At 70.8% G+C, this 20,301-nt stretch carries 19 protein-coding genes; 10 read left to right on the top strand and 9 right to left on the bottom strand.

Annotation, left to right across the window (positions count from 1 at the left end):
* Positions 1-140 precede the first annotated feature (140 nt).
* Positions 141-1,421 (top strand): ATP-binding protein, encoded by a 1,281-nt coding sequence (locus tag ACIQI8_RS32150; RefSeq protein ID WP_402358122.1) that lies wholly within the window; start codon positions 141-143, stop codon positions 1,419-1,421.
* A 30-nt stretch (positions 1,422-1,451) separates the two neighbouring features.
* On the opposite strand, the gene ACIQI8_RS32145 is transcribed toward ACIQI8_RS32150, so the two are convergent.
* Positions 1,452-1,961: a GtrA family protein gene (locus ACIQI8_RS32145; RefSeq protein WP_402358119.1), complete on the bottom strand. Its 510-nt coding sequence runs from the start codon at positions 1,959-1,961 to the stop codon at positions 1,452-1,454.
* Between the two features lie 208 nt (positions 1,962-2,169).
* On the opposite strand from ACIQI8_RS32145, the gene ACIQI8_RS32140 reads away from it, so the two are divergent.
* From ACIQI8_RS32140 to ACIQI8_RS32125, 4 genes are all read left to right on the top strand, one after another.
* Complete coding sequence (locus ACIQI8_RS32140) at positions 2,170-3,309, top strand: 5-(carboxyamino)imidazole ribonucleotide synthase (RefSeq protein ID WP_402358116.1); 1,140 nt, start codon at positions 2,170-2,172, stop codon at positions 3,307-3,309.
* Positions 3,306-3,842: a 5-(carboxyamino)imidazole ribonucleotide mutase gene (gene purE / locus ACIQI8_RS32135; RefSeq protein WP_402358113.1), complete on the top strand. Its 537-nt coding sequence runs from the start codon at positions 3,306-3,308 to the stop codon at positions 3,840-3,842. The genes ACIQI8_RS32140 and purE overlap by 4 nt, the downstream gene beginning before the upstream one ends.
* A gap of 5 nt (positions 3,843-3,847) precedes the next feature.
* Entirely contained in the window at positions 3,848-5,026 is a 1,179-nt protein-coding gene (locus ACIQI8_RS32130) for a dipeptidase (RefSeq protein WP_402358110.1), read from the top strand.
* A 130-nt stretch (positions 5,027-5,156) separates the two neighbouring features.
* Entirely contained in the window at positions 5,157-6,275 is a 1,119-nt protein-coding gene (locus ACIQI8_RS32125; protein ID WP_402358107.1) for a dipeptidase, read from the top strand.
* Here the strand turns inward: ACIQI8_RS32125 and ACIQI8_RS32120 are convergent.
* Positions 6,272-6,679 carry a VOC family protein gene (locus ACIQI8_RS32120; RefSeq protein ID WP_402358104.1) on the bottom strand — a complete coding sequence of 136 codons (408 nt, stop codon included), beginning with the start codon at positions 6,677-6,679 and terminating at the stop codon, positions 6,272-6,274. The two genes, ACIQI8_RS32125 and ACIQI8_RS32120, sit on opposite strands and share 4 nt — an antisense overlap.
* Before the next feature lie 51 nt (positions 6,680-6,730).
* Complete coding sequence (locus ACIQI8_RS32115) at positions 6,731-7,090, bottom strand: VOC family protein (RefSeq protein ID WP_402358101.1); 360 nt, start codon at positions 7,088-7,090, stop codon at positions 6,731-6,733.
* A 97-nt stretch (positions 7,091-7,187) separates the two neighbouring features.
* Between ACIQI8_RS32115 and ACIQI8_RS32110 the strand changes: the two genes are divergently transcribed.
* Positions 7,188-7,688, top strand: a complete 501-nt coding sequence (locus ACIQI8_RS32110) for a CGNR zinc finger domain-containing protein (RefSeq protein ID WP_402358098.1) — start codon at positions 7,188-7,190, stop codon at positions 7,686-7,688.
* A gap of 138 nt (positions 7,689-7,826) precedes the next feature.
* Here the strand turns inward: ACIQI8_RS32110 and ACIQI8_RS32105 are convergent, their stop codons facing one another.
* The gene (locus ACIQI8_RS32105; RefSeq protein WP_402358095.1) at positions 7,827-9,170 is read right to left on the bottom strand and encodes a UDP-glucose dehydrogenase family protein; all 1,344 of its coding nucleotides are present in this window, start codon (positions 9,168-9,170) and stop codon (positions 7,827-7,829) included.
* A 201-nt stretch (positions 9,171-9,371) separates the two neighbouring features.
* Between ACIQI8_RS32105 and ACIQI8_RS32100 the strand changes: the two genes are divergently transcribed.
* A complete protein-coding gene (locus ACIQI8_RS32100; protein WP_402358092.1) occupies positions 9,372-10,529 on the top strand; it encodes an acyl-CoA dehydrogenase family protein in 1,158 nt (385 codons plus the stop codon).
* A gap of 99 nt (positions 10,530-10,628) precedes the next feature.
* Here the strand turns inward: ACIQI8_RS32100 and ACIQI8_RS32095 are convergent, their stop codons facing one another.
* Positions 10,629-11,213: an acyl-CoA thioesterase gene (locus ACIQI8_RS32095; RefSeq protein WP_402358089.1), complete on the bottom strand. Its 585-nt coding sequence runs from the start codon at positions 11,211-11,213 to the stop codon at positions 10,629-10,631.
* 119 nt (positions 11,214-11,332) lie between these two features.
* Here ACIQI8_RS32095 and ACIQI8_RS32090 point away from each other — a divergent pair, with 119 nt between their 5' ends.
* Together ACIQI8_RS32090 and ACIQI8_RS32085 are read left to right on the top strand one after the other, a co-directional pair.
* The gene (locus ACIQI8_RS32090; protein ID WP_402358086.1) at positions 11,333-12,643 is read left to right on the top strand and encodes an LCP family protein; all 1,311 of its coding nucleotides are present in this window, start codon (positions 11,333-11,335) and stop codon (positions 12,641-12,643) included.
* A complete protein-coding gene (locus tag ACIQI8_RS32085; RefSeq protein ID WP_402358083.1) occupies positions 12,636-13,268 on the top strand; it encodes an HAD-IA family hydrolase in 633 nt (210 codons plus the stop codon). Before ACIQI8_RS32090 ends, ACIQI8_RS32085 begins: the two co-directional genes overlap by 8 nt.
* A 17-nt stretch (positions 13,269-13,285) precedes the next feature.
* On the opposite strand, the gene ACIQI8_RS32080 is transcribed toward ACIQI8_RS32085, so the two are convergent.
* Entirely contained in the window at positions 13,286-14,764 is a 1,479-nt protein-coding gene (locus ACIQI8_RS32080; protein ID WP_402359670.1) for an LCP family protein, read from the bottom strand.
* Positions 14,765-14,883: 119 nt separating this feature from the next.
* Here ACIQI8_RS32080 and ACIQI8_RS32075 point away from each other — a divergent pair, with 119 nt between their 5' ends.
* Positions 14,884-15,927, top strand: a complete 1,044-nt coding sequence (locus tag ACIQI8_RS32075) for a glycosyltransferase family 2 protein (RefSeq protein WP_402358080.1) — start codon at positions 14,884-14,886, stop codon at positions 15,925-15,927.
* Positions 15,928-15,963: 36 nt separating this feature from the next.
* On the opposite strand, the gene ACIQI8_RS32070 is transcribed toward ACIQI8_RS32075, so the two are convergent.
* The 3 genes from ACIQI8_RS32070 to ACIQI8_RS32060 form a co-directional block, all read right to left on the bottom strand.
* Complete coding sequence (locus tag ACIQI8_RS32070; RefSeq protein WP_402358077.1) at positions 15,964-16,893, bottom strand: squalene/phytoene synthase family protein; 930 nt, start codon at positions 16,891-16,893, stop codon at positions 15,964-15,966.
* A 26-nt stretch (positions 16,894-16,919) separates the two neighbouring features.
* Positions 16,920-18,509 (bottom strand): LCP family protein, encoded by a 1,590-nt coding sequence (locus ACIQI8_RS32065; protein WP_402358074.1) that lies wholly within the window; start codon positions 18,507-18,509, stop codon positions 16,920-16,922.
* A 137-nt stretch (positions 18,510-18,646) separates the two neighbouring features.
* Positions 18,647-20,236 carry an LCP family protein gene (locus ACIQI8_RS32060; RefSeq protein WP_402358071.1) on the bottom strand — a complete coding sequence of 530 codons (1,590 nt, stop codon included), beginning with the start codon at positions 20,234-20,236 and terminating at the stop codon, positions 18,647-18,649.
* Between the last annotated feature and the right edge of the window lie 65 nt (positions 20,237-20,301).

The raw sequence follows: 20,301 nt of genomic DNA, 5'->3' as shown, positions 1-20,301 counted from the left end.
CTCTCGCCGTAGGCGCTGATGTGGTCTCGGCGGGTGCGGGTTGTGTGTGGCTGGTCGCGCAGTTCCCCGCGCCCCCAAAAGACAAAGACGGGGGCGTCGCCCCGCCGGCGCCCCTTGAAGTCACCGCCCGGAGGAAGTTCGTGCGCCGTCGTCTGATTCAGTCCACCCTGGCCGTCGTGCTCGTCGTGATCGCCGTTTTCGGGGTGTCCCTCGTCATCGTCGAGACGCGGACCATCAGCAACAGCGCGCAGGAACGGGTGAGTTCCGAGGCGCAGCGGCTGGCGAGCATCGTGGACAGCCGGCTCATCGGGGCCGGGACCGTGAACGCCGAGGTGCTGCGGAGCCAGGTCACGCAGGATCGGTTCGCCGTGATCCGGATCCCGGGTGAGCCGGTCATCGAGGTCGGCACGCGGCCCGACGGTGAGGTCATCCGCGGGCATGCCAAGGGGGAAGAGGGCGAGACCGTCGTCGTCGAGGAGCCACGGTCGACCGTCACCCGCGAGGTCGGCCGGACGCTGCTGATCATCGGCCTGGTCGCACTGCTCGCGGTGATCGCCGCCGTCCTGCTGGCGATCCGCCAGGCCAACCGGCTCGCCTCCCCGCTCACCGACCTCGCCGAGACCGCCGAACGCCTCGGCTCCGGCGACCCGCGCCCCCGCCACAAGCGCTACAGCGTCCCCGAGCTGGACCGGGTCGCCGACGTCCTGGACGCCTCCGCCGAGCGCATCGCCCGCATGCTGACCGCCGAACGCCGGCTCGCCGCCGACGCCTCGCACCAGTTGCGTACGCCGCTGACGGCGCTGTCGATGCGGCTGGAGGAGATCACCCTCACCGACGACCCGGACACGGTGAAGGAGGAGGCGAACGTCGCTCTCACGCAGGTGGAGCGGCTCACGGACGTGGTGGAGCGGCTGCTGACCAACTCCCGCGACCCGCGCACCGGCAACGCCGTCTCCTTCGACCTCGACGAGGTCATCCAGCAGCAGCTCGCCGAGTGGCGCCCCGCCTACCGCAGCTCGGGCCGCGCGATCGTCAGCTCCGGCAAGCGGCATCTGCAGGCCGTGGGCACACCCGGCGCGGTGGCGCAGGTGCTGGCGGCGCTGATCGAGAACTCGCTCATGCACGGCGGCGGCACGGTCGCGCTGCGCACCCGCGTGGTGGGCAACCAGGCCGTCGTCGAGGTGACGGACGAGGGACCGGGGGTGCCCGCCGACCTGGGGGCGCGGATCTTCGAGCGGACCATCAGCGGCCGCAACTCCACGGGTATCGGCCTCGCGGTCGCCCGTGACCTCGCCGAGGCCGACGGAGGCCGCCTGGAGATGCTCCAGACCAAGCCCCCGGTCTTCGGCCTCTTCCTCTCCCGCAACCCCCTCAAGCGCCCCCTGGACCCGGACGACGACGAACCGACGACAGTCCGTTAGAGGTGTTTCAGCGTCCGCCGGAGGTGCTTCTCAGCCGGCGCGCCGCCCCACAGCGGGCCGTACCGCGGTCTCCGCCTCCTCCAGGAACGATTCCGCGCTCGCGACGGTCTCGCGGGCCGGCAGGGCGCGGAAGACCCAGGAGCGGTAGGACCAGAAGCGGAAGAGGGTGGCGATGCCGATGCCGAGGAACTTGAAGATGTTGCTCTGCAGCGGGCTGTCCCAGCCGAAGCCGTAGGTCGCCGCGTACAGCACGCCGTTCTCGATCACCAGGCCGACCGCGCTGAACAGCAGGAACAGTGTCAGTTCCTTCGTCCGCCCGCCCTTGTCGCGGTCACGGTAGGTGAAGTAGCGGAAGCCGACGTAGTTGAAGACGATCGCCACGACCGTCGCTATGACGCTCGCGCGGACCACCTGGAGGTCGGTGGAGTGCCGCATGAGGTTGAACACGCCGAGGTTGACGAGAAGCCCCGCGCCGCCCACCGCGCCGAACTTGGCGGCCTCGTGTACGAGCCTTCGCAGCCCGGAGGAACCACGTCCCATGGTCGTGCAGGCCCCCGTCCGGTCGGTTTCGTCAACCCAGCCATGCTAACCACCCCCTCTTCGTAATCTCCTGTGTACGAGCTCACAGCTGGGGAACAGCTTGGGAAGAGCTGCGGAAATGCAAGGGAAAAGGCGGGTAAGAGCCCCGGGAACGGTGGAGAGAACGGCCGGAAATCGGCGGCGCCGGTCCGGCCGATACCCTAGGAGCGTGACGTTCCCGGTAGTCGGCATGGTCGGCGGGGGCCAGCTCGCGCGTATGACACACGAAGCAGGCATCCCGCTCGGCATCAGGTTCAAGCTCCTCAGTGACACCCCTCAGGATTCCGCGGCGCAGGTCGTCGGCGATGTCGTCATCGGCGACTACCGCGACCTCGACACGCTGCGTGACTTCGCGCGGGGCTGCGATGTGATCACCTTCGATCACGAACATGTACCCATCGAGCATCTACGGGCGCTGGAGGCGGACGGCATCCCCGTGCGCCCCGGCCCCGACGCGCTCGTGCACGCCCAGGACAAGGGCGTGATGCGGGCCCGGCTCGACGCGATCGGGGTGCCGTGCCCGCGGCACCGGATCGTGGCCGACCCGGCCGACGTCGCCGCCTTCGCGGCTGAGGGCGACGGGTTCCCGGTCGTCCTCAAGACCGTCCGCGGCGGCTACGACGGCAAGGGCGTGTGGGTCGTCGGGTCCGTGGCGGAGGCCGAGGCCCCCTTCCGCGCCGGCGTCCCCGTCCTCGCCGAGGAGAAGGTCGACTACGTCCGCGAGCTCGCCGCCAACGTCGTCCGCTCCCCGCACGGCCAGGCCGTCGCCTACCCGGTCGTCGAGTCCCAGCAGGTGGACGGCGTCTGCGACACGGTCATCGCGCCCGCCCCCGACCTGGATGAGTCCCTCGCCCTCGCGGCCGAGGAACTGGCCCTGCGCATCGCCAAGGAACTGGACGTCGTCGGCCACCTCGCCGTCGAGCTCTTCCAGACCCACGACGGCCGCATCCTCGTCAACGAACTGGCCATGCGCCCGCACAACTCGGGCCACTGGACCCAGGACGGCGCGATCACCAGCCAGTTCGCCAACCACGTCCGCGCGGTCCTCGACCTCCCGCTCGGCGACCCGCGCCCCCGCGCCGGGTGGACCGTCATGGTCAACGTCCTGGGCGGCGACTACCCGGACATGTACTCCGCGTACCTGCACTGCATGGCCCGCGACCCCAAGCTCAAGATCCACATGTACGGCAAGGACGTGAAGCCCGGCCGCAAGGTCGGCCATGTCAACACCTACGGCGACGACCTGGACGAGGTGCTGGAGCGCGCCCGTCACGCCGCCGGCTATCTGAGAGGCACGATCACCGAATGAGCCCCGCTGCAGGACCCGTCGTAGGCATCGTCATGGGGTCGGACTCCGACTGGCCCGTCATGGAGGCCGCCGCCAAGGCCCTCGACGAGTTCGAGATCGGGTACGAGGTCGACGTCGTCTCCGCGCACCGCATGCCCCGCGAGATGATCACGTACGGCGAGCGGGCCGACGGCCGCGGCCTCAAGGTGATCGTCGCCGGCGCGGGCGGCGCCGCCCACCTCCCGGGCATGCTCGCCTCGGTGACCCCGCTGCCGGTGATCGGCGTCCCCGTCCCGCTGAAGTACCTCGACGGCATGGACTCTCTGCTCTCCATCGTGCAGATGCCGGCCGGCGTCCCCGTCGCGACCGTCTCGGTCGCCGGCGCCCGCAACGCCGGCCTCCTCGCCGCCCGCATCCTCGCCACCCACGACGAGGAACTCCTGGGCCGCATGCGGGACTTCCAGCAGGAACTGAACGACCAGGCCACCGAGAAGGGCAAGCGCCTGCGTGCCAAGGTCGAGGGCGGCAACGGCGGCTTCGGCTTCGGGAAGTGACGGCGATGACGTCCCTCGAAGAGGCCCGCGCGCTGCTCGTCGAGTTCCCCGTCGTCGACGGCCACAACGACCTGCCCTGGGCGCTGCGCAAGCAGGTCGGCTACGACCTGGACTCCCGGGACATCGCCGCGCACCAGAACGCCCATCTGCACACCGACATCCCGCGGCTGCGCGAGGGCGGGGTCGGGGCGCAGTACTGGTCGGTGTACGTGCCCGCCGACCAGCCCGAGCCGGTCGCCGCGACGCTGGAACAGATCGACTGCGTACGGCAGTTGCTGGCCCGCTATCCGGCGGACCTGGCGCCCGCGCTGACCGCGGCGGACATGGAGGCGGCGCGTCGGGACGGCCGTATCGCCTCGCTGATGGGTGCGGAGGGCGGGCATTCCATCGCCAGTTCCCTCGGCACGCTGCGGGGGTTGTCCGCGCTCGGCGTGCGGTACATGACGCTCACCCACAACGACAACGTGCCGTGGGCGGACTCGGCGACGGACGAGCCGGGTGTGGGCGGGCTGTCGGAGTTCGGCCGTGCGGTGGTGCGGGAGATGAACCGCGAGGGCATGCTCGTCGACCTCTCGCACGTGGCGGCGACGACCATGCGGGACGCGCTCGACACGTCGGCGGCGCCGGTGATCTTCTCCCACTCCTCCTCGCGGGCCGTCTGCGACCATCCCCGCAACATCCCGGACGACGTCCTGGAGCGGCTGCCCGCCAACGGCGGTGTGGCGATGGTGACGTTCGTGCCGAAGTTCGTGCTCCAGGCGGCCGTGGACTGGACGGCCGCCGCCGACGAGAACCTGCGCGCCCACGGACTGCACCACCTCGACACGAGTCCCGAGGCGATGAAGCTCCACCGCGCCTTCGAGGAGCGCACCCCCCGTCCGGTCGCGACGGTCTCCACCGTCGCCGACCACCTCGACCACATGCGCGAGGTCGCGGGCGTCGACCACCTCGGCATCGGCGGTGACTACGACGGCACGGCCTTCACCCCCGACGGCCTGAACGACGTCTCCGGCTACCCCAACCTCATCGCGGAACTGCTGGACCGCGGCTGGTCCAAGTCGGACCTGGCCAAGGTGACCTGGCAGAACTCGGTACGGGTGCTGGGCGCGGCGGAGGACGTGGCGCGGGAGCTGCGCGCGACGCGGGGGCCGTCCAATGCCACGATCGAGTCACTGGACGGCTGAGACGGCCCGGGGGAAGGCAGGTCGCTGAACCGGCCGACCCCCGAACGCCCCATCCACCAGGAAGGCCTCCGGCCCCCGTGCGACGGTGACCGTACCCCCACCGGGACTTTCACGACGTACGGAGCCCGCCATGGCAGACCTCCAGGACGAACTGCACCCCACCACCGAGGTGGGCGCGCTCGACGACCTGCCGGACCCCTTCGAGCCCGGCGAGCCGTACACCCCCGTCTCCGATCCGGACACCGCGCCCCTGGAGCGCGCCCACGCCATCCTCGCCGCCCACCCCGTCGCCGACGGCTACAGCGGACTGCCGTGGGCCCTTCGTCACCTGCCCTGGTTCGACCTGGAGCTCGGCGAGAGCGCGGTCGACACGGATGTGCCGCGGCTGCGCGAGGGGCACGTGGGCGCGCTGTTCTGGTCCCTGCACCTGCCCGAGGGGCTGGCCGGGGACCGGGCGGTCGGCGCCACCCTGGAGCAGCTGGACCTGGTGAAGACCGTCGTCCACGGCCACCCCGAGGGCCTGCGGCTGGCCCGCACCGCGGGGGAGACCACCGACGCCCGGCACTGCGGCCGGGTCGCCGTGCTGCTGGGGCCCGCCGGAGCCTCGGCCCTCGGTGATTCCCTCGGCATCCTGCGCGCCCTGCACGCCCTGGGCCTGCGCGTCCTCACCCTGTCCGGCGCGTCCTGGGCGAGCGAGGCGGGGCTGACCCGGTTCGGCGAGGAGGTGGTACGGGAGATGAACCGGCTCGGCGTGCTCGCGGACGTCTCCGGCGCCTCCGAGGAGACCGCCCGTCGCGCCTTCGCCGTCTCCAAGGCGCCGGTCGTGTGCACGCGCTCCGCCGCCCGCGCGCTGCGCCCGCACCCCGCCAACCTCCCCGACGGCCTGCTCGCCGCGCTGGGCGCGGCCAAGGGGCTGTGCATGGTGCCGCTCACCGCCGAGCAGACCGGGCCGTCGGTCCGCGATGTGGCCGACCACCTCGACCACGTGCGCGAGGTCGCGGGGCCGGAGTGCGTCGCCCTGTCCGGGACCTACGACGCCGGCACCGCGCACCCGCAGGACCTGGGCGACGCCTCCTGCTACCCGCACCTCATCGCCGAGCTCCTGCACCGCGGCTGGACCGAGCCCGACATCGCCCTGCTGACCTGGGGCAACGTCCAACGCGTCCTGCGCGGCGCCGACTTCACCGCCCGCGCGGCCCAGCAGCGCCGGGATCCTTCGACGGCGAAGATCGCCGAGCTGGACGGCTAGAGGCTCTCCGCCGCGCGCGGGTGCTCGATCCGGCAGAGGCAGAAAGGATGCCCGGCCGGATCGGCGTACACCTGGAAGTCCTTCTCCTCGCGGTCCTCCAGGTCCAGCGGCCGGGCACCCAGCGCCATCACCCGCTCGTGCGCCGCGTCGAACTCCGCCCAGGTGGGGCCGGCGTCGAGGTCGAGGTGGAACTGCTGCGCGTCGCGGTCGGTGCTCGGCCACTTGGGCGGTACGAAGTCGGGCGCGCCCTGGAAGGCGAGGCGCGGTACGCCGGGTGCCTCCAGGACGACCCAGTCCTCGTCCTCCACGCGCGGCGTGCCGCCGAGGATCGCCGAGTAGAACTCGGCGAGCGCGCGGGGGTCGGGGCAGTCGAGCACGACGGATCGGAAACGGGCCACGGGCATGACGGGTCCTTCCTGGTCGACGGTCGGTTCAGCGGGCGCCGGCGTCGCCTCTCAGCAGGCGCAGAGACAGAACGGGTGCCCCGCGGGGTCGGCGTACACACGGAACGTCCGTGAGCGGTCGTCCGCGTCCAGCGCCTTCGCGCCGAGCGCCAGCACGTCCGCCTCGGCCGCGTCCAGGTCCTCGACGGTGAGGTCGATGTGGAACTGCTGGGAGTGGTCCGGCGCGGGCCACTTCGGCGGTACGAACCCCGGTGCTTCCTGGAACGCCAGCGACTGCCCGTCGGGCACCTTGAGGTCCACCCACTCTCCCTCGCCCTCGACGGTCCCGCCCAGGATCCCGGCGTAGAAGGCGGCGAGTGCGCGGGGGTCGGGACAGTCCAGGACGACGGCACCCAGCTTGGCGATGGCCATGACTACTCCTTCGAGTTACCTGTAGATGGATGGATGCGGTAACGGTTACTGCATGCTCCCGTATGGGAGGTAACGTCGCAAGCATGAGGTCGCAGGCATGAGTGAGAGAGTTCCGGCGCCCGGCGGCCTGGTCCTGGTCCAGGGCCTGGTGAACACGCTGGACATGGAGGACGGCGTCGACGGACTCGACACGGCGGACGGCCGGGCGCGCTACGGACTCACGGCGGACGAGGTGCCCGCGGCCCGTGAACTGCGCGAGTCGCTCCGCGTCACCCTGCTCGCCCACGCGGGCCACCCGCCGCACCGCGAGGTCACCCCGCTCGGCGTCCTGCTGGCCAGGGCCCCGCTCCTCGTCACGATCGACACCGACGACGGCTCCGCGCGCCTCACGCCCGCCGACGGCGAACCCCTGCTCTCCCGCGTCGCGGCGGCGATCGCCGACTCCCTCACGACCGGCACCTGGACCCGCCTCAAGGCCTGCGAGGCCCCGACGTGCCATTGGGCCTACTACGACCGCAGCCCGGCGGGCCGCGGCCGCTGGTGCTCGATGCAGGTGTGCGGGGCCCGGGCGAAGATGCGGCGGTACCGGGCCAAGTAGCTCCCAAGGCGGAGCGGTTCCCCGCCTGCGGGTGGTTGCGGTGGTGCAGAATGCAGCCAGACGCCGGTTCGGCCGACTGAGCCTCGGCCGAACCGGCGTCGCCTGTCCGGCCGTCGAGCGCTGTGCCGCTGCGCGGTCCTACGCCGTCGGGCGGCCCATCGCCCGGTACGTCCAGCCCGCCTTGCGCCACAGTTCCGCGTCCAGGGCGTTGCGGCCGTCGAGGATCAGGCGGTGGGAGGCGACCGTGCCGAGGGCCGCCGGGTCGAGGTCGCGGAACTCCTGCCACTCGGTCAGGTGCAGGACGACGTCGGCGCCGCGGACGGCTTCCAGGGCCGTGTCGGCGTAGCCCAGGGTCGGGAAGAGGCGGCGGGCGTTGGCCATGCCCTTGGGGTCGTACACCGTGACCTGGCCGCCCTGGAGGTGGATCTGGCCCGCGACGTTCAGCGCGGGGGAGTCCCGGACGTCGTCCGAGTCCGGCTTGAAGGCGGCGCCGAGGACCCCGACCCGCTTGCCGAGGAAGGAACCGCCCCCGAGCGCCTCCCGGGTCAGCTCCACCATGCGGCCGCGCTGGCGCATGTTGATCGAGTCGATCTCGCGCAGGAAGGTCAGCGCCTGGTCCGCGCCCAGCTCACCGGCGCGGGCCATGAACGCCCGGATGTCCTTGGGCAGACAGCCGCCGCCGAAGCCGATGCCGGCCCGCAGGAACTTCTTCCCGATCCGGTCGTCGTAGCCGATCGCCTCGGCGAGCTTGGCCACATCGCCGTCGGCGGCCTCGCACACCTCCGCCATCGCGTTGATGAAGGAGATCTTGGTGGCGAGGAAGGAGTTGGCGGAGGTCTTCACCAGTTCGGCGGTGGGGAAGTCGGTGACCACGAACGGTGTCGCGTCGGCGAGGGGCGTCGCGTAGACCTCGCGCAGCAGCTTCTCCGCCCGCTCGCTGCGCACGCCGACCACGATCCGGTCGGGGTGCAGGGTGTCCTGGACGGCGTATCCCTCGCGCAGGAACTCCGGGTTCCAGGCCAGCTCGGCGTCCGCGCCCGCCGGGGCGTTCGCGGCGAGGTAGGCGGCGAGCCGGTCGGCCGAGCCGACGGGCACGGTGGACTTGCCGACGACCAGGGCGGGCCCGGTCAGGTGCGGCGCGAGAGAGGCGATCGCGGAGTCGACGTAGGACATGTCGGCGGCGTACTCGCCGTGCCGCTGCGGGGTGTTCACGCACACGAAGTGCACGTCTCCGAAGGCCGCGACCTCCGCGAAGTCCATGGTGAAGCGGAGCCGCCCGCTCGATCCCTCGATGCCGGCGACGTGCTTGCGCAGCAGCTCCTCCAGACCGGGCTCGTACATCGGGACCTCGCCCCGCTGGAGCATCTCGATCTTCTCGGGCACGACGTCGAGCCCGAGCACCTCGAACCCGAGCTCGGCCATGGCCGCGGCGTGCGTGGCGCCGAGATAGCCGGTGCCGATCACGGTGATCTTGAGGCTCATGGGGGCTCCCGAGAGGTACGGCTGCTGGTGCGGTGCCCGAGCATATCCGGGGCGTGGAAAGGGCCTTCGACGGGCACCTTTCCCTCTGTCGCCAAGCTCACGTATCACTCCCGTGGGCGGGCCCCTAAAATTTGAGTTACTTAACGGTAATTAGCACCTTCACCGCAGTGCGTCACAAGCGTCCTTGGAGCGTGAGAGACCTTGGCCGGATCGGCTGACTTCGACCTGTACCGCCCGTCCGAGGAGCACGACATGCTCCGCGACGCGATCCGCTCACTGGCCGAGGCGAAGATCGCGCCGTACGCCGCCGCGGTGGACGAGGAGGCCCGCTTCCCGCAGGAGGCCCACGACGCCCTCGTGGCCAACGACCTGCACGCCGTGCACGTCCCCGAGGAGTACGGCGGCGGGGGCGCCGACGCGCTCGCCACGGTCATCGTGATCGAGGAGGTGGCCCGCGTCTGCGCCAGCTCCTCCCTCATCCCCGCGGTGAACAAGCTGGGCTCGCTCCCCGTGATCCTCTCCGGCTCCGAGGACCTGAAGAAGAAGTACATGACCCCGCTCGCCAAGGGCGACGGCATGTTCTCCTACGCCCTGTCCGAGCCGGACGCCGGTTCCGACGCGGCCGGCATGAAGACGAAGGCGGTCCGCGACGGCGACCACTACGTCCTCAACGGCGTCAAGCGCTGGATCACGAATGCGGGCGTCAGCGAGTACTACACGGTGATGGCGGTCACCGACCCCACCAAGCGCTCCAAGGGCATCAGCGCGTTCGTCGTCGAGAAGGCGGACGAGGGCGTCTCCTTCGGCGCCCCTGAGAAGAAGCTCGGCATCAAGGGCTCCCCGACCCGCGAGGTCTATCTCGACAACGTCCGCATCCCCGCCGACCGCATGATCGGCGAGGAGGGCACGGGCTTCGCGACGGCGATGAAGACGCTGGACCACACCCGCATCACCATCGCCGCCCAGGCCCTCGGCATCGCGCAGGGCGCCCTCGACTACGCCAAGGGCTATGTCCAGGAGCGCAAGCAGTTCGGCAAGCCGATCGCGGACTTCCAGGGCATCCAGTTCATGCTCGCCGACATGTCCATGAAGATCTCGGCGGCCCGCGCCCTCACCTACCAGGCCGCCGCCGCCTCCCAGCGCGGCGACGCCGACCTCACCTACCTCGGTGCCGCCGCGAAGTGCTTCGCCTCCGACGCGGCGATGGAGGTCACCACGGACGCGGTCCAGCTGCTCGGCGGGTACGGCTACACGCGGGACTACCCGGTGGAGCGCATGATGCGCGACGCGAAGATCACGCAGATCTACGAGGGCACGAACCAGGTCCAGCGCATCGTCATGGCGCGAAACCTTCCGTAACGCACCTTTCTGTAACAGAAAAGTCCACAACTGACCGTTCTGTAACAGGCCGACCGGCCCCCGAAGTCGCTTCGGGGGCCGGTCGACGTTCGTCGTTCGTCAGTCGTCCAGGCCCTCCGCCGCCCGCTTCTCCCGCAGCTCCATGATCGCCCGGCGCCGCGCGAGGCGGTGCGTGCGGCGGATCTGGGCCTCCTGGTTGCGCCGCTCGTCGCGCTCGGTCTCCGGGATCACCTGGGGCACCGGCCGGGGCTTGCCGTCCGCGTCCACGGCCGCGAACACCAGGTAGGCCGACCCGACCTGCGTGGCCGGCGTCGACTCGTTCCAGCGCTCGGCCAGGACCCGTACGCCCACCTCCATGGAGGTCCGTCCGGTCCAGTTGACCTGCGCCTTCACGTGGACCAGGTCGCCGACGCGGACCGGCTCAAGGAACGCCATCTCGTCCATGGACGCGGTGACGGCGGGACCGCCGCTGTGCCGGCCCGCCACCGCCCCGGCCGCGTCGTCGACCAGCTTCATGATCACGCCGCCGTGCACGGTCCCCAGCAGGTTGGTGTCGGCGTTGGTCATGATGTGGCTCAGCGTGGTCCGGGACGCCGAGGTGGGCTTGCCGGGGATGTCCGGCGTACCCGGGCTGTCCGGGGTGCCCGGGGTGCCCGACTCCGGTGCGAGGGCCTGATCTGTCATGACCGCCACTTTATGCCGAGGCGACTTCCGGGGACTTTGTGTCGGGTTGGCAACAGCAGTGCCCTGATTTTCCGACGACCCTTGTGAAGGACATGGCCGCGGACGGCACACTGGGCCCCATGAACGATTGGCCCGAGGAATGGTCCGACAACAACCGCGGCGGCGGGTACGGACGAGGCAGCGCCAGCGCACAGCCCGACCCTGCACGCGTCATGCGCCAGGTTCGTCGACCCGCCTCGGGCGCCTATGGCGCCTCCGGCCCGTCCGCACCGCCCTACGGCGGCTCCGTGCCGCAGCAGCCGGGATACGGCGACCAGGGGTACGACGACGGCCAGGGGTACGGCGGCTACGGCCAGGGCTCCGCCGGTGACGGCTACAACACCGGCCAGGTCTACGGCTCGCCCGGCGGCGGGGGCGCCGGCGGCGGTGGCTACCAGGGCGAGCGGCCCCGGCCGAACTGGCGCCGCCGCATCAAGTGGACGGCGATCACGCTGGTCACCGTGCTGGTGGTGACATCGGTCGCGACCTACTTCTGGGCCGACTCCAAGCTCAACCGTGACGTCGACCTCTCCAAGGTCATCGACCGCCCCTCGGGGGGCGACGGCACGAACTACCTGATCGTCGGCTCCGACAGCCGCGCGGGCCTGTCCGACGAGCAGAAGAAGGACCTGCACACCGGCTCCGCCGAGGGCAAGCGCACCGACTCGATGATGATCCTGCACGTCGGTGACAGCGGCGACACCCTGATCTCGCTGCCCCGCGACTCGGACGTGGAGATCCCGTCGTACAAGGGCTCGACCTCCGGCAAGACCTACCCGAGCACCGGCCGGCACACCAAGCTGAACGCGGCCTACGCCGAGGACGGCCCGACCCTGCTGGTGCGCGCCGTCGAGTTCAACACGGGTCTGCGCATCGACCACTACGTCGAGATCGGCTTCGCCGGCTTCGCGAACATCGTGGACTCGGTCGGCGGAGTCACCATCGACATCGACCAGGCCTTCAAGGACAAGTACTCGGGCGCCGACTTCAAGGCCGGCAAGCAGAAGCTGAACGGCGAGCAGGCCCTCGCCTTCGTCCGCACCCGGCACGCGTTCGCCGCCTCGGACCTGCAGCGCACCAAGAACCAGCAGAAGTTCCTGTCCGCGCTGGCCCACCAGGTGGCGACCCCGTCGACCATCCTCAACCCCTTCAAGCTCTACCCGACGCTCGGTGCGGGCCTCGACTCGCTGAGCGTGGACAAGGACATGAGCCTGTGGGACCTGGCGTCGATGTTCTTCGCGATGAAGGGCGTCAGCGGCGGTGACGGCACCTCCATGAACATGCCGATCTCCGGCTCCAGCGGCGGCAACCTCCTCTGGGACAAGGCGAAGGTCAAGACGCTGGTGAACGAGTTGAACAACGACCAGAAGGTCACGGTGTCGAGTGACTGACACCGGCGATGCCAGACCGCCCTTCGGGGCGGTTCTGTGCGATGTGGACAACGTGATCCGGTCCTTCGACTCCGGGCGCCTGGAGGCGCTGGAGCGGGTGGCCGGGATAGCCGAGGGCACCACCAGGAAGCTGGCGTTCGCGCCGGACGCGGATCTGCCGCTGCTGCTGGGCGAGATCACCTCCCAGGAGTGGGCGGAGGCGATCGCGGCGGACCTCGCCGATCTGGTGCCCGAGCCGCAGACGGCGTTCGACCTGGCCCGCGCCCTGCTGGAGACGCCCTTCCACGCGGACGACGAGGTGGTGGGCCTGCTGCGCCGGGCTCGCGTCCGGGTGCCGCTGGTGCTGGTCTCCAACGCGGCCCTCGAGCTGGAGTCCGACCTGGACTCGATGGGCCTGAGCGACCTCGCCGACCACGTGGTCAACAGCGCGCGGGTCGGCCTGGCCAAGCCCGACCCGCGCATCTACCGTCTCGCCGCGGACCTGGTCGGCGTCAGCACCGACCGCTGTCTCTTCATCGACGACAGCGAGGAGAACGTGACCGCGGCCGCCGCCCTCGGCATGCACACCGTCCACTTCCGCGAACCGGCGGACCTGGAGCGGGCGTTGGAGCCGCTGTTCCGCTGAGCGACGCGTCCGAAGGACTACGGGCACACCACCTGGTCGCCCGTCACCACCCCGAACTCGCCCTGGTACGGGTCGTCCGCCCGCACCGTGCGCACCTGGCGGAAGTCCGCGCCCGCGATCACCTTCAGGGTCGGCCCCAGGCCCTTGACCGCCCGTAGCTCGCTGCCGGGCAGCGCGGCGGCCAGGGACTTGGCGGAACGGTCCCAGCGGGGGTCGTAGGCCACGACCGTGCGCTTCACGGTCCGGTCGGCCGCGTTCGACGGGGCACGGGTGGTACGGAAGCCGGTGCCGGCCAGTTGCGCGTCCACGCGCCTGCCGAGGCCGACGGTCGGAGTCCCGTTCTCGACCTGCACGCGGATCTGCTGCGGGGCCACGTCCACCCTTACCGCCCTGCTGACCGGCCGGTGCGCGGTGAGCGGCTTGTCGTCGTTCAGGGCGCGGAAGAGCCGGTTGGCCTTGGCGGTGTCCCACTTCAGGGTCGAGCCGACGCCCTTGACGGCGTATCCCATCCGGCCGATGGGGACCGTCGTGAACTCCGAGGAGGAGGGGGAGAAGTCGCGCATCGCCCGGCCGAGGTCGAGCAGTTCGTCGGTGCCGAAGCCCTTGTCGGCGCGGACCGAGCCGAGCACGGCCCGGGTCACGTCACGGAACTTCATCGGGTTCAGCAGGATCCCCGAGGACGTGGCCCGCTCGATGAGGGCCGCCAGGAAGCGCTGCTGACGCTTCATCCGGCTGAGGTCGGAGGCGCCGTCGACGTGCCGGGCACGGACGTACTGGAGGGCCTGGCCGCCCATCAGGGTGTGGGAGCCGGCCGGGAGGTTCAGGCCGGTGTAGGTGTCCTTGAGGGGGGCGGCCGTGCAGACCTTCACCCCGCCGAGCACGTCCACCGTTTTCATGAAGCTGGTGAAGTCGACCTCCAGATAGTGGTCGACCTTCACATGGGTCATGTCCTCGACGGTCCGCACGGTGAGGTTCGGACCGCCCTCCGCGTAGGCCGCGTTGAGCTTGATGGGGTGGCCCTTGTGGCGGTGCCCGGTGGTCTCGTCGACGTGCGGGGGCGTCATGGCGTACGAGTCGCGCGGCAGGCTGACCACGCTGGCCCGCTCCCGGTCCTCGGAGATGTGCACGATCATGATCGTGTCGGTGCAGTGGCAGGGCGCGCCGCCCAGGCGGTAGCGGCGCCGCTCCTTCTCGGTGATCCTGTCGCGGCCGTCCGTGCCGACCAGCAGGACGTTCATGCCGTGGCCCGCACGCGGGCGGTTCTTCATGTCCTTGAAGGGGTCGACGCGGGCGATGTCCGCGTCCAGGCTGGTGACCACCGCGTGCCCGATCCCGGCCGAGGCGAGGACGACGACGGACAGTGTCGTCACCGCCCGCATGGCCCAGCGCGGCTTCTTGCGCCGGACGGGGGGCCTGGGCGCGCGCCCCTGTGGCGCGCGGGGCGGCTGGGGGCGGGCGGTGGCGGCGGACCGTGGCGGCGTGGGCAAGGGGGACACCTCCGGGCGACGGCCGTATGTGGGATCCGTGAGCACCGTAGGTCCATACGATCTGTGGCCCGGTCCGCCGCCCCGGCCGGGCGCGAACGTGTCCCCCGTTCGCGGTAACGTGAGCACCGATGAACGCCAATTCCGACGTGCGCCTCCCCGCCGTATCTGTGATCATGCCCGTCCTCGACGAGGAGCGGCATCTGCGCGGAGCCGTCCAAGCGATCCTCGCGCAGGAGTACGACGGCGAGATGGAGGTCGTGCTCGCCCTCGGTCCCTCGAAGGACCGCACGGACGAGATCGCGGCCGAGCTCGTACGCGAAACCGCATCCTTCGAGAACAAGCGCGTGCACACCGTCCCCAACCCGGTCGGCCGCACGCCCGCCGCCCTCAACGCCGCGATCAAGGCCTCCCGCCATCCGATCGTCGTCCGCGTCGACGGCCACGGCATGCTCTCGCCGAACTACATCGCCACCGCCGTACGGCTCCTGGAGGAGACCGGCGCGCAGAACGTCGGCGGCATCATGCACGCCGAGGGCGAGAACGACTGGGAGCACGCCGTCGCCGCCGCGATGACGTCGAAGATCGGCGTGGGCAACGCCGTCTTCCACACGGGCGGCGCCGCGGGGGAGGCCGAGACGGTCTACCTCGGGGTGTTCCGGCGCGAGGCGCTGGAGCAACAGGGCGGCTACAACGAGGAGTTCATCCGCGCCCAGGACTGGGAGCTGAACTTCCGCATCCGCGAGGCGGGCGGCCTGATCTGGTTCTCGCCGGAGCTGAGGGTGTCGTACCGCCCCCGTCCGTCGGTGAGAGCCCTCGCCAAGCAGTACAAGGACTACGGCCGCTGGCGGCACGTCGTCGCCCGCTACCACGAGGGCTCCATCAACCTGCGCTACCTCGCCCCGCCGACGGCCGTGCTCGCCATCGCGGCCGGCCTCGTGGTCGGCGCGGCCCTGACGCCCTGGGGTCTGGTGATCCCCGGGGGCTATCTCGCGGCGATCGTGCTGGGCTCCCTCCCGGCGGGCAGGGGCCTCCCCCTCAAGGCACGCCTCCAGATCCCCGTGGCCCTGGCCACCATGCACATGAGCTGGGGCTGGGGCTTCCTGACCAGCCCCAAGTCCCTGGCGAAGAAGGTCATCGCGTCCCGCCGTCCGGCGGTACTGACGGCGGGCTGAGCGCCACCGGGTGGGGGCCCACCGCTCGCCCGTGAGCTACCGCCGCGCGGCCCGCGCGTGGCGGTACTGGCGGCCCAGGACCCGCAGCGAGGCGGTCGCCGACGGGTTCGCCGCGCGGTGCAGCAGGCCGCCTCCCGCGCGCCGTACCGCGGCGAGGCGGAGGTCCTGGACGGTGATCAGGGCGTCGAGGAACGGGCGGTACTCGGGCGCGACCAGACCGGGCAGTCCACGGCCCTCCGCGAGGGCGGACTCGGCGCGGTCGGCCTGGGCCTGGACCAGGTCCTCCAACGCGGGTACGCACTCCTCCGACTTGCTCAGCAGATCCCCGAACTTCAGTCCGTGCAGGGCCAGCTCGTCCTTCGGTATGCCGATCCGGCCCCAGCCGGCGTCCTCCGAGAGGTCGGCCAGGAAATCCGTGCGCTGCATTCCCTCGATCAGGGCCCGGCAGCCCATGACGAACGGGTCGTCGTCTCCCGCGTCGGGGTCGGGCGCGATCAGGGACGCGGTGAGCATCAGGGCGGGCAGCGCGTACCCGTCCACGTAGGCCTGGAAGTCGGCCTCCGTCCCGAAACCGGTCCAACTGGCCTCCACGGGCGCGCCGTCGAGGAAGGCGCGTACCCGGGCGGCCAGGTGCGGGTGGCGGTCCACGGCGTCCCGGAGGGCCGACAGGGTGCCGTTCGCGGGTGGTTCGTCGCCGTCGAGGGCCGCCACGGTGTCGGCCTCCCAGACGCGCAGGGCCGCGTGGCGGTCGCGCACGGCACCGGTGTCGATCAGCTCGTCCGTCGCGTGCATGTACGCCACCGCGGCGACCACGGGCGGATGAAGGCGCGCCGGCAGCAGGAGCCGGGCCGCGACGTACTCGTGCAGCGCGAATCTTCGTACCTGCGTGCGCTGGGCGTCATAGGTTCTGCGCAGACGCGGATCGGTGATTCCCGCCTGAGTCAGGGCGGTGGACCAACGGATCACGGCTCTCCCGTCGAGCTGCTGTCGAATTACCAGGTGTAGTCCGGGTCGACATGCATACAGGCCTTGCTGTCCGCGCCGTTGAGAGCGCTCGCCGAGGCCGGTGTGGTGTCGTCCTCGGCGGTGTACTTCGCCCCCGAGCGCCAGTCCGCGCCGACCACCAGTGTGACACCGGAAACGGCGGTCGACTTCTGCACCGAACTCACCGGAATCCCCAGCGACTTGGCGACCCGCTGGGCGTCGGCCTGGAGGTCCGCCGACGGATAGCGGACGACCGTCTCGGCCTGGCTGAGCGGTGCCGAGGAGTCCGCGACCGCCTTGTCGATGCCCTTGGAGACGAGGAGTTCGGCGACCGCGCCGGCCCGGCCCGTCACCGCCGGCTCCGCGTCGGACTCCGTACCGTTCTGCACCTGGACGGCGATCTCGTCGTCCGCCGCGGCCTTGTCGGTCGTCACGGCCGCCGTGTCGGTCTTCTTCTTGTCCTTGCCGTCCAGCGCGATGTCCTCGCGGACCAGCCGCCACAGCTTCTCCGCGTCGGTGGCCTTGGGCAGCACACGGTTGCCGTCGGCCGAGTACACCCACGGCATCGTCGTCATCGTGATGCGCGCGGTGGGCACCTTCTTCAGCTCCGTCGACACGTCGTAGAGCTTCGCCACGGTGCCGAGCCCGTCGTCCACGGTCAGCGCCTTCGTGGCCGTCTCGGCCAACTTCCGCAGCTTGCCCGGGTTGTTGAGAGTCGCGTTGGCGCGCAGCTGGCGGACCATCGAGTTCATGTACATGTGCTGGGCCTCGGTGCGCGCGATGTCGCTGCCGTCCTCGAACCCGTAGCGCGTCCGCAGCCACTGCAGCGCCTGCTCGCCCTTGACGGACGTCGTGCCCTTCTCCAGCTTCAGGCCCGAGCCGTGGCCGGAGGAGGTGTGGGAGTAGATGTTGGCGTCCACACAGACCGGGACTCCGCCGATGGCGTCCGCCATGGAGACCACGCCGGCGAAGTCGACCATCATGAAGTGGTCGATGTGGATGTCGGTCAGCTTCTCCCAGGTGGCCACCGTGCAGCCCGGACCACCGCGTTCCAGCGTGGTGTTCGTCATCGCCGAGGTGCTCGCCGGGTAGACCTTGCCGGTGTCGGGGTCGGTGCACTCGGGGATGTCGACCAGGGTGTCGCGGGGCATGCTGACGACCGACATGTTGGTGCGGTCGGCGGAGACGTGCAGCAGCATCTGGACGTCGGCGCGCGGTGGGGTGTCGTACGTGTCCTCGGCGCCGCCCAGCTTCTGGTTCTCCGCCGAGTCCCGCGCGTCCGAGCCGATCAGCAGGATGTTCAGCGGCTTCTGCCCGGCCGCGTTCGCCTTCGACTCGGCGGCCCGGTCCTTGGAGTCGCCGATGTTGAGGGCGTCCTTCTCGATGTTGGCGTTGAGGTGCCGGTAGTAGAGGTAGCCGGCGCCGGCCGTGCTCACGGTGACCAACGTGGTGACGATCGCCGTCCAGCGCAGGATCCGCCGTCCACGACGCCTTCGGCCACCGCCCGGGCCACGTCCGCGCCGGCCGCCGGCCTGCGGTGTGAGGGACATGGTGTCCTCGACCGCCGGAACCTCGGCGCGCACGCTGTTCTGCGTCAACTCAGTGCCCTCCCACCCCTGCGCCTGACGGCGACCGACCGAGCCGGGCTCATCATTCGGGAGAGAGCTAGGAGTTCGCTGTGGGTTCCTGACGAGGAAGCGCCGGCCGTCGGCTCAGGACCCCGCGGCCCCGAGGCTCAGGACCACGTGAACCCGGGGCTGACGTGCATGCACGCCTTCTCGTCCGCCCCGTTGAGCGCCTCGGCCGTCTTCGGCGTGCGGTCGTTCTTCTTGGGTGCCTTGTACGCGCTGCCCTCGCGCCAGTCCGCGCCCACGACGAGCGTGACCCCGGAGACGTCCGTCGACTTCTTGACCGAACTCAGCGGAATCCCGAGGGACTTGGCGACCGCCTGGGCGTCGCCCTCCAGGTCGGCGCTCGGGTAGCGGACCACCGTCCGGGCCTCGCTGAGGATCGTGCCCCGGTCGACGGCGGCCTTCGTGAAGCCCTTCTCCGCCAGCAGCCCGGCGACCGCGCCCGCCCGTCCGGAGGCCGCGCCGAGGGTGTCGGTGCGGGTGCCGTTCCGCACCTGGACGTCGATCGCGCCGGGAGCGGCTGCGGGGTCGTCCGAGGTCTCCTCCGCCGTGGTCTTCTTCTTGTCCTTGCCGTCCAGCGCGATGTCCTCGCGCACCAGCCGGAACAACTGGTCGGCGTCCTCGGTGGGCTCGACGCGCGCGCCGACGTATCGATTCGGCATGGTCGTCATGGTGATTCGTTTCGGCGCGGGCTTGCGCAGCTCGTTGCTGAGGTCGTAGAGCTTCTTCACGGTGTCCAGGCCCGGGTCGACCGTGAGGGCCGCGGTGGCCTTCTCGGCGAGGGTGCGCAGCTTGCCCGGGTTGCTGAGCGTGGCGTTCTCGCGCAGCTGGCGGACCATCGAGTTCATGTACATGTGCTGGGCCTTGGCGCGGGCGAGGTCGCTGCCGTCCTCGAACCCGTACCGCGTGCGCAGCCACTGCAGGGCCTGCTCGCCCTTGATGGACGTGGTGCCCTTCTTCAGCTTCAGCCCGGACCCGTGACCCGCGCTGTCGCGGGAGTGGATGTTGGCGTCGACGCAGACCGGGACACCGCCTATCGCGTCCGCCATGGACACCACGCCCGAGAAGTCGACCATCATGAAGTGGTCGATGTGCACCCCGGTCAGCTTCTCCCAGGTGGCCACCGTGCAGCCCGGACCACCGCGCCCGAGGCTCTGGTTGGTCATCACCCGCCCGTCGCTCGCCCGGTACACCTCGCCGTCGTCGGGGTCGGTGCACTTCGGGATGTCCACGAGGGTGTCGCGGGGCATGCTGACGACCGACATGTTGGACCGGTCGGCGGACAGATGGACCAGCATCTGGACATCGGCGAGCGGGGTGGAGCCGAAGGTCTCCCGGGCGCCGCCGAGTTCCTGGTTCTCCTTGGTGTCCCGCGCGTCCGAGCCGATGATCAGGATGTTCAGCGGGGTCTGCCCGGCAGCGTTCGGCGTGGGCGCGGCGACCTTGTTGTCGCCGAGGTTGAGGTCGTCCTTCTTGAGGTTGCCGTTCAGGTGCTCGTAGTAGAGGTATCCGGCCCCGGCCGCGCCGATCATGAGCACGGCGAGCGTGAGCGCCAACCATCTCAGCAGCCGGAATCGCCGCGGCGACCGGCCGCCTCCGCCGTGCCGCCCGTAACCCTCGGCCGCGCCGGTGTCGTCACCGGCGCCGTCCCCCGCGGCGGCGGACTCGGCCTCCCGCACAGTCCCCTGCGTCACTTACCCGTCCTCCCACCTGTCCCCCGTACGTTCTGGAGACATGCGACGGGCCCGTGAGGTTGCCC

The organism is Streptomyces sp. NPDC092369 (genome assembly GCF_044755245.1).
In the GTDB taxonomy this organism is placed as follows: domain Bacteria; phylum Actinomycetota; class Actinomycetes; order Streptomycetales; family Streptomycetaceae; genus Streptomyces.
Note: the sequence above shows the minus strand (reverse complement) of the source record. Positions and strands in the feature narration are given on the sequence as shown.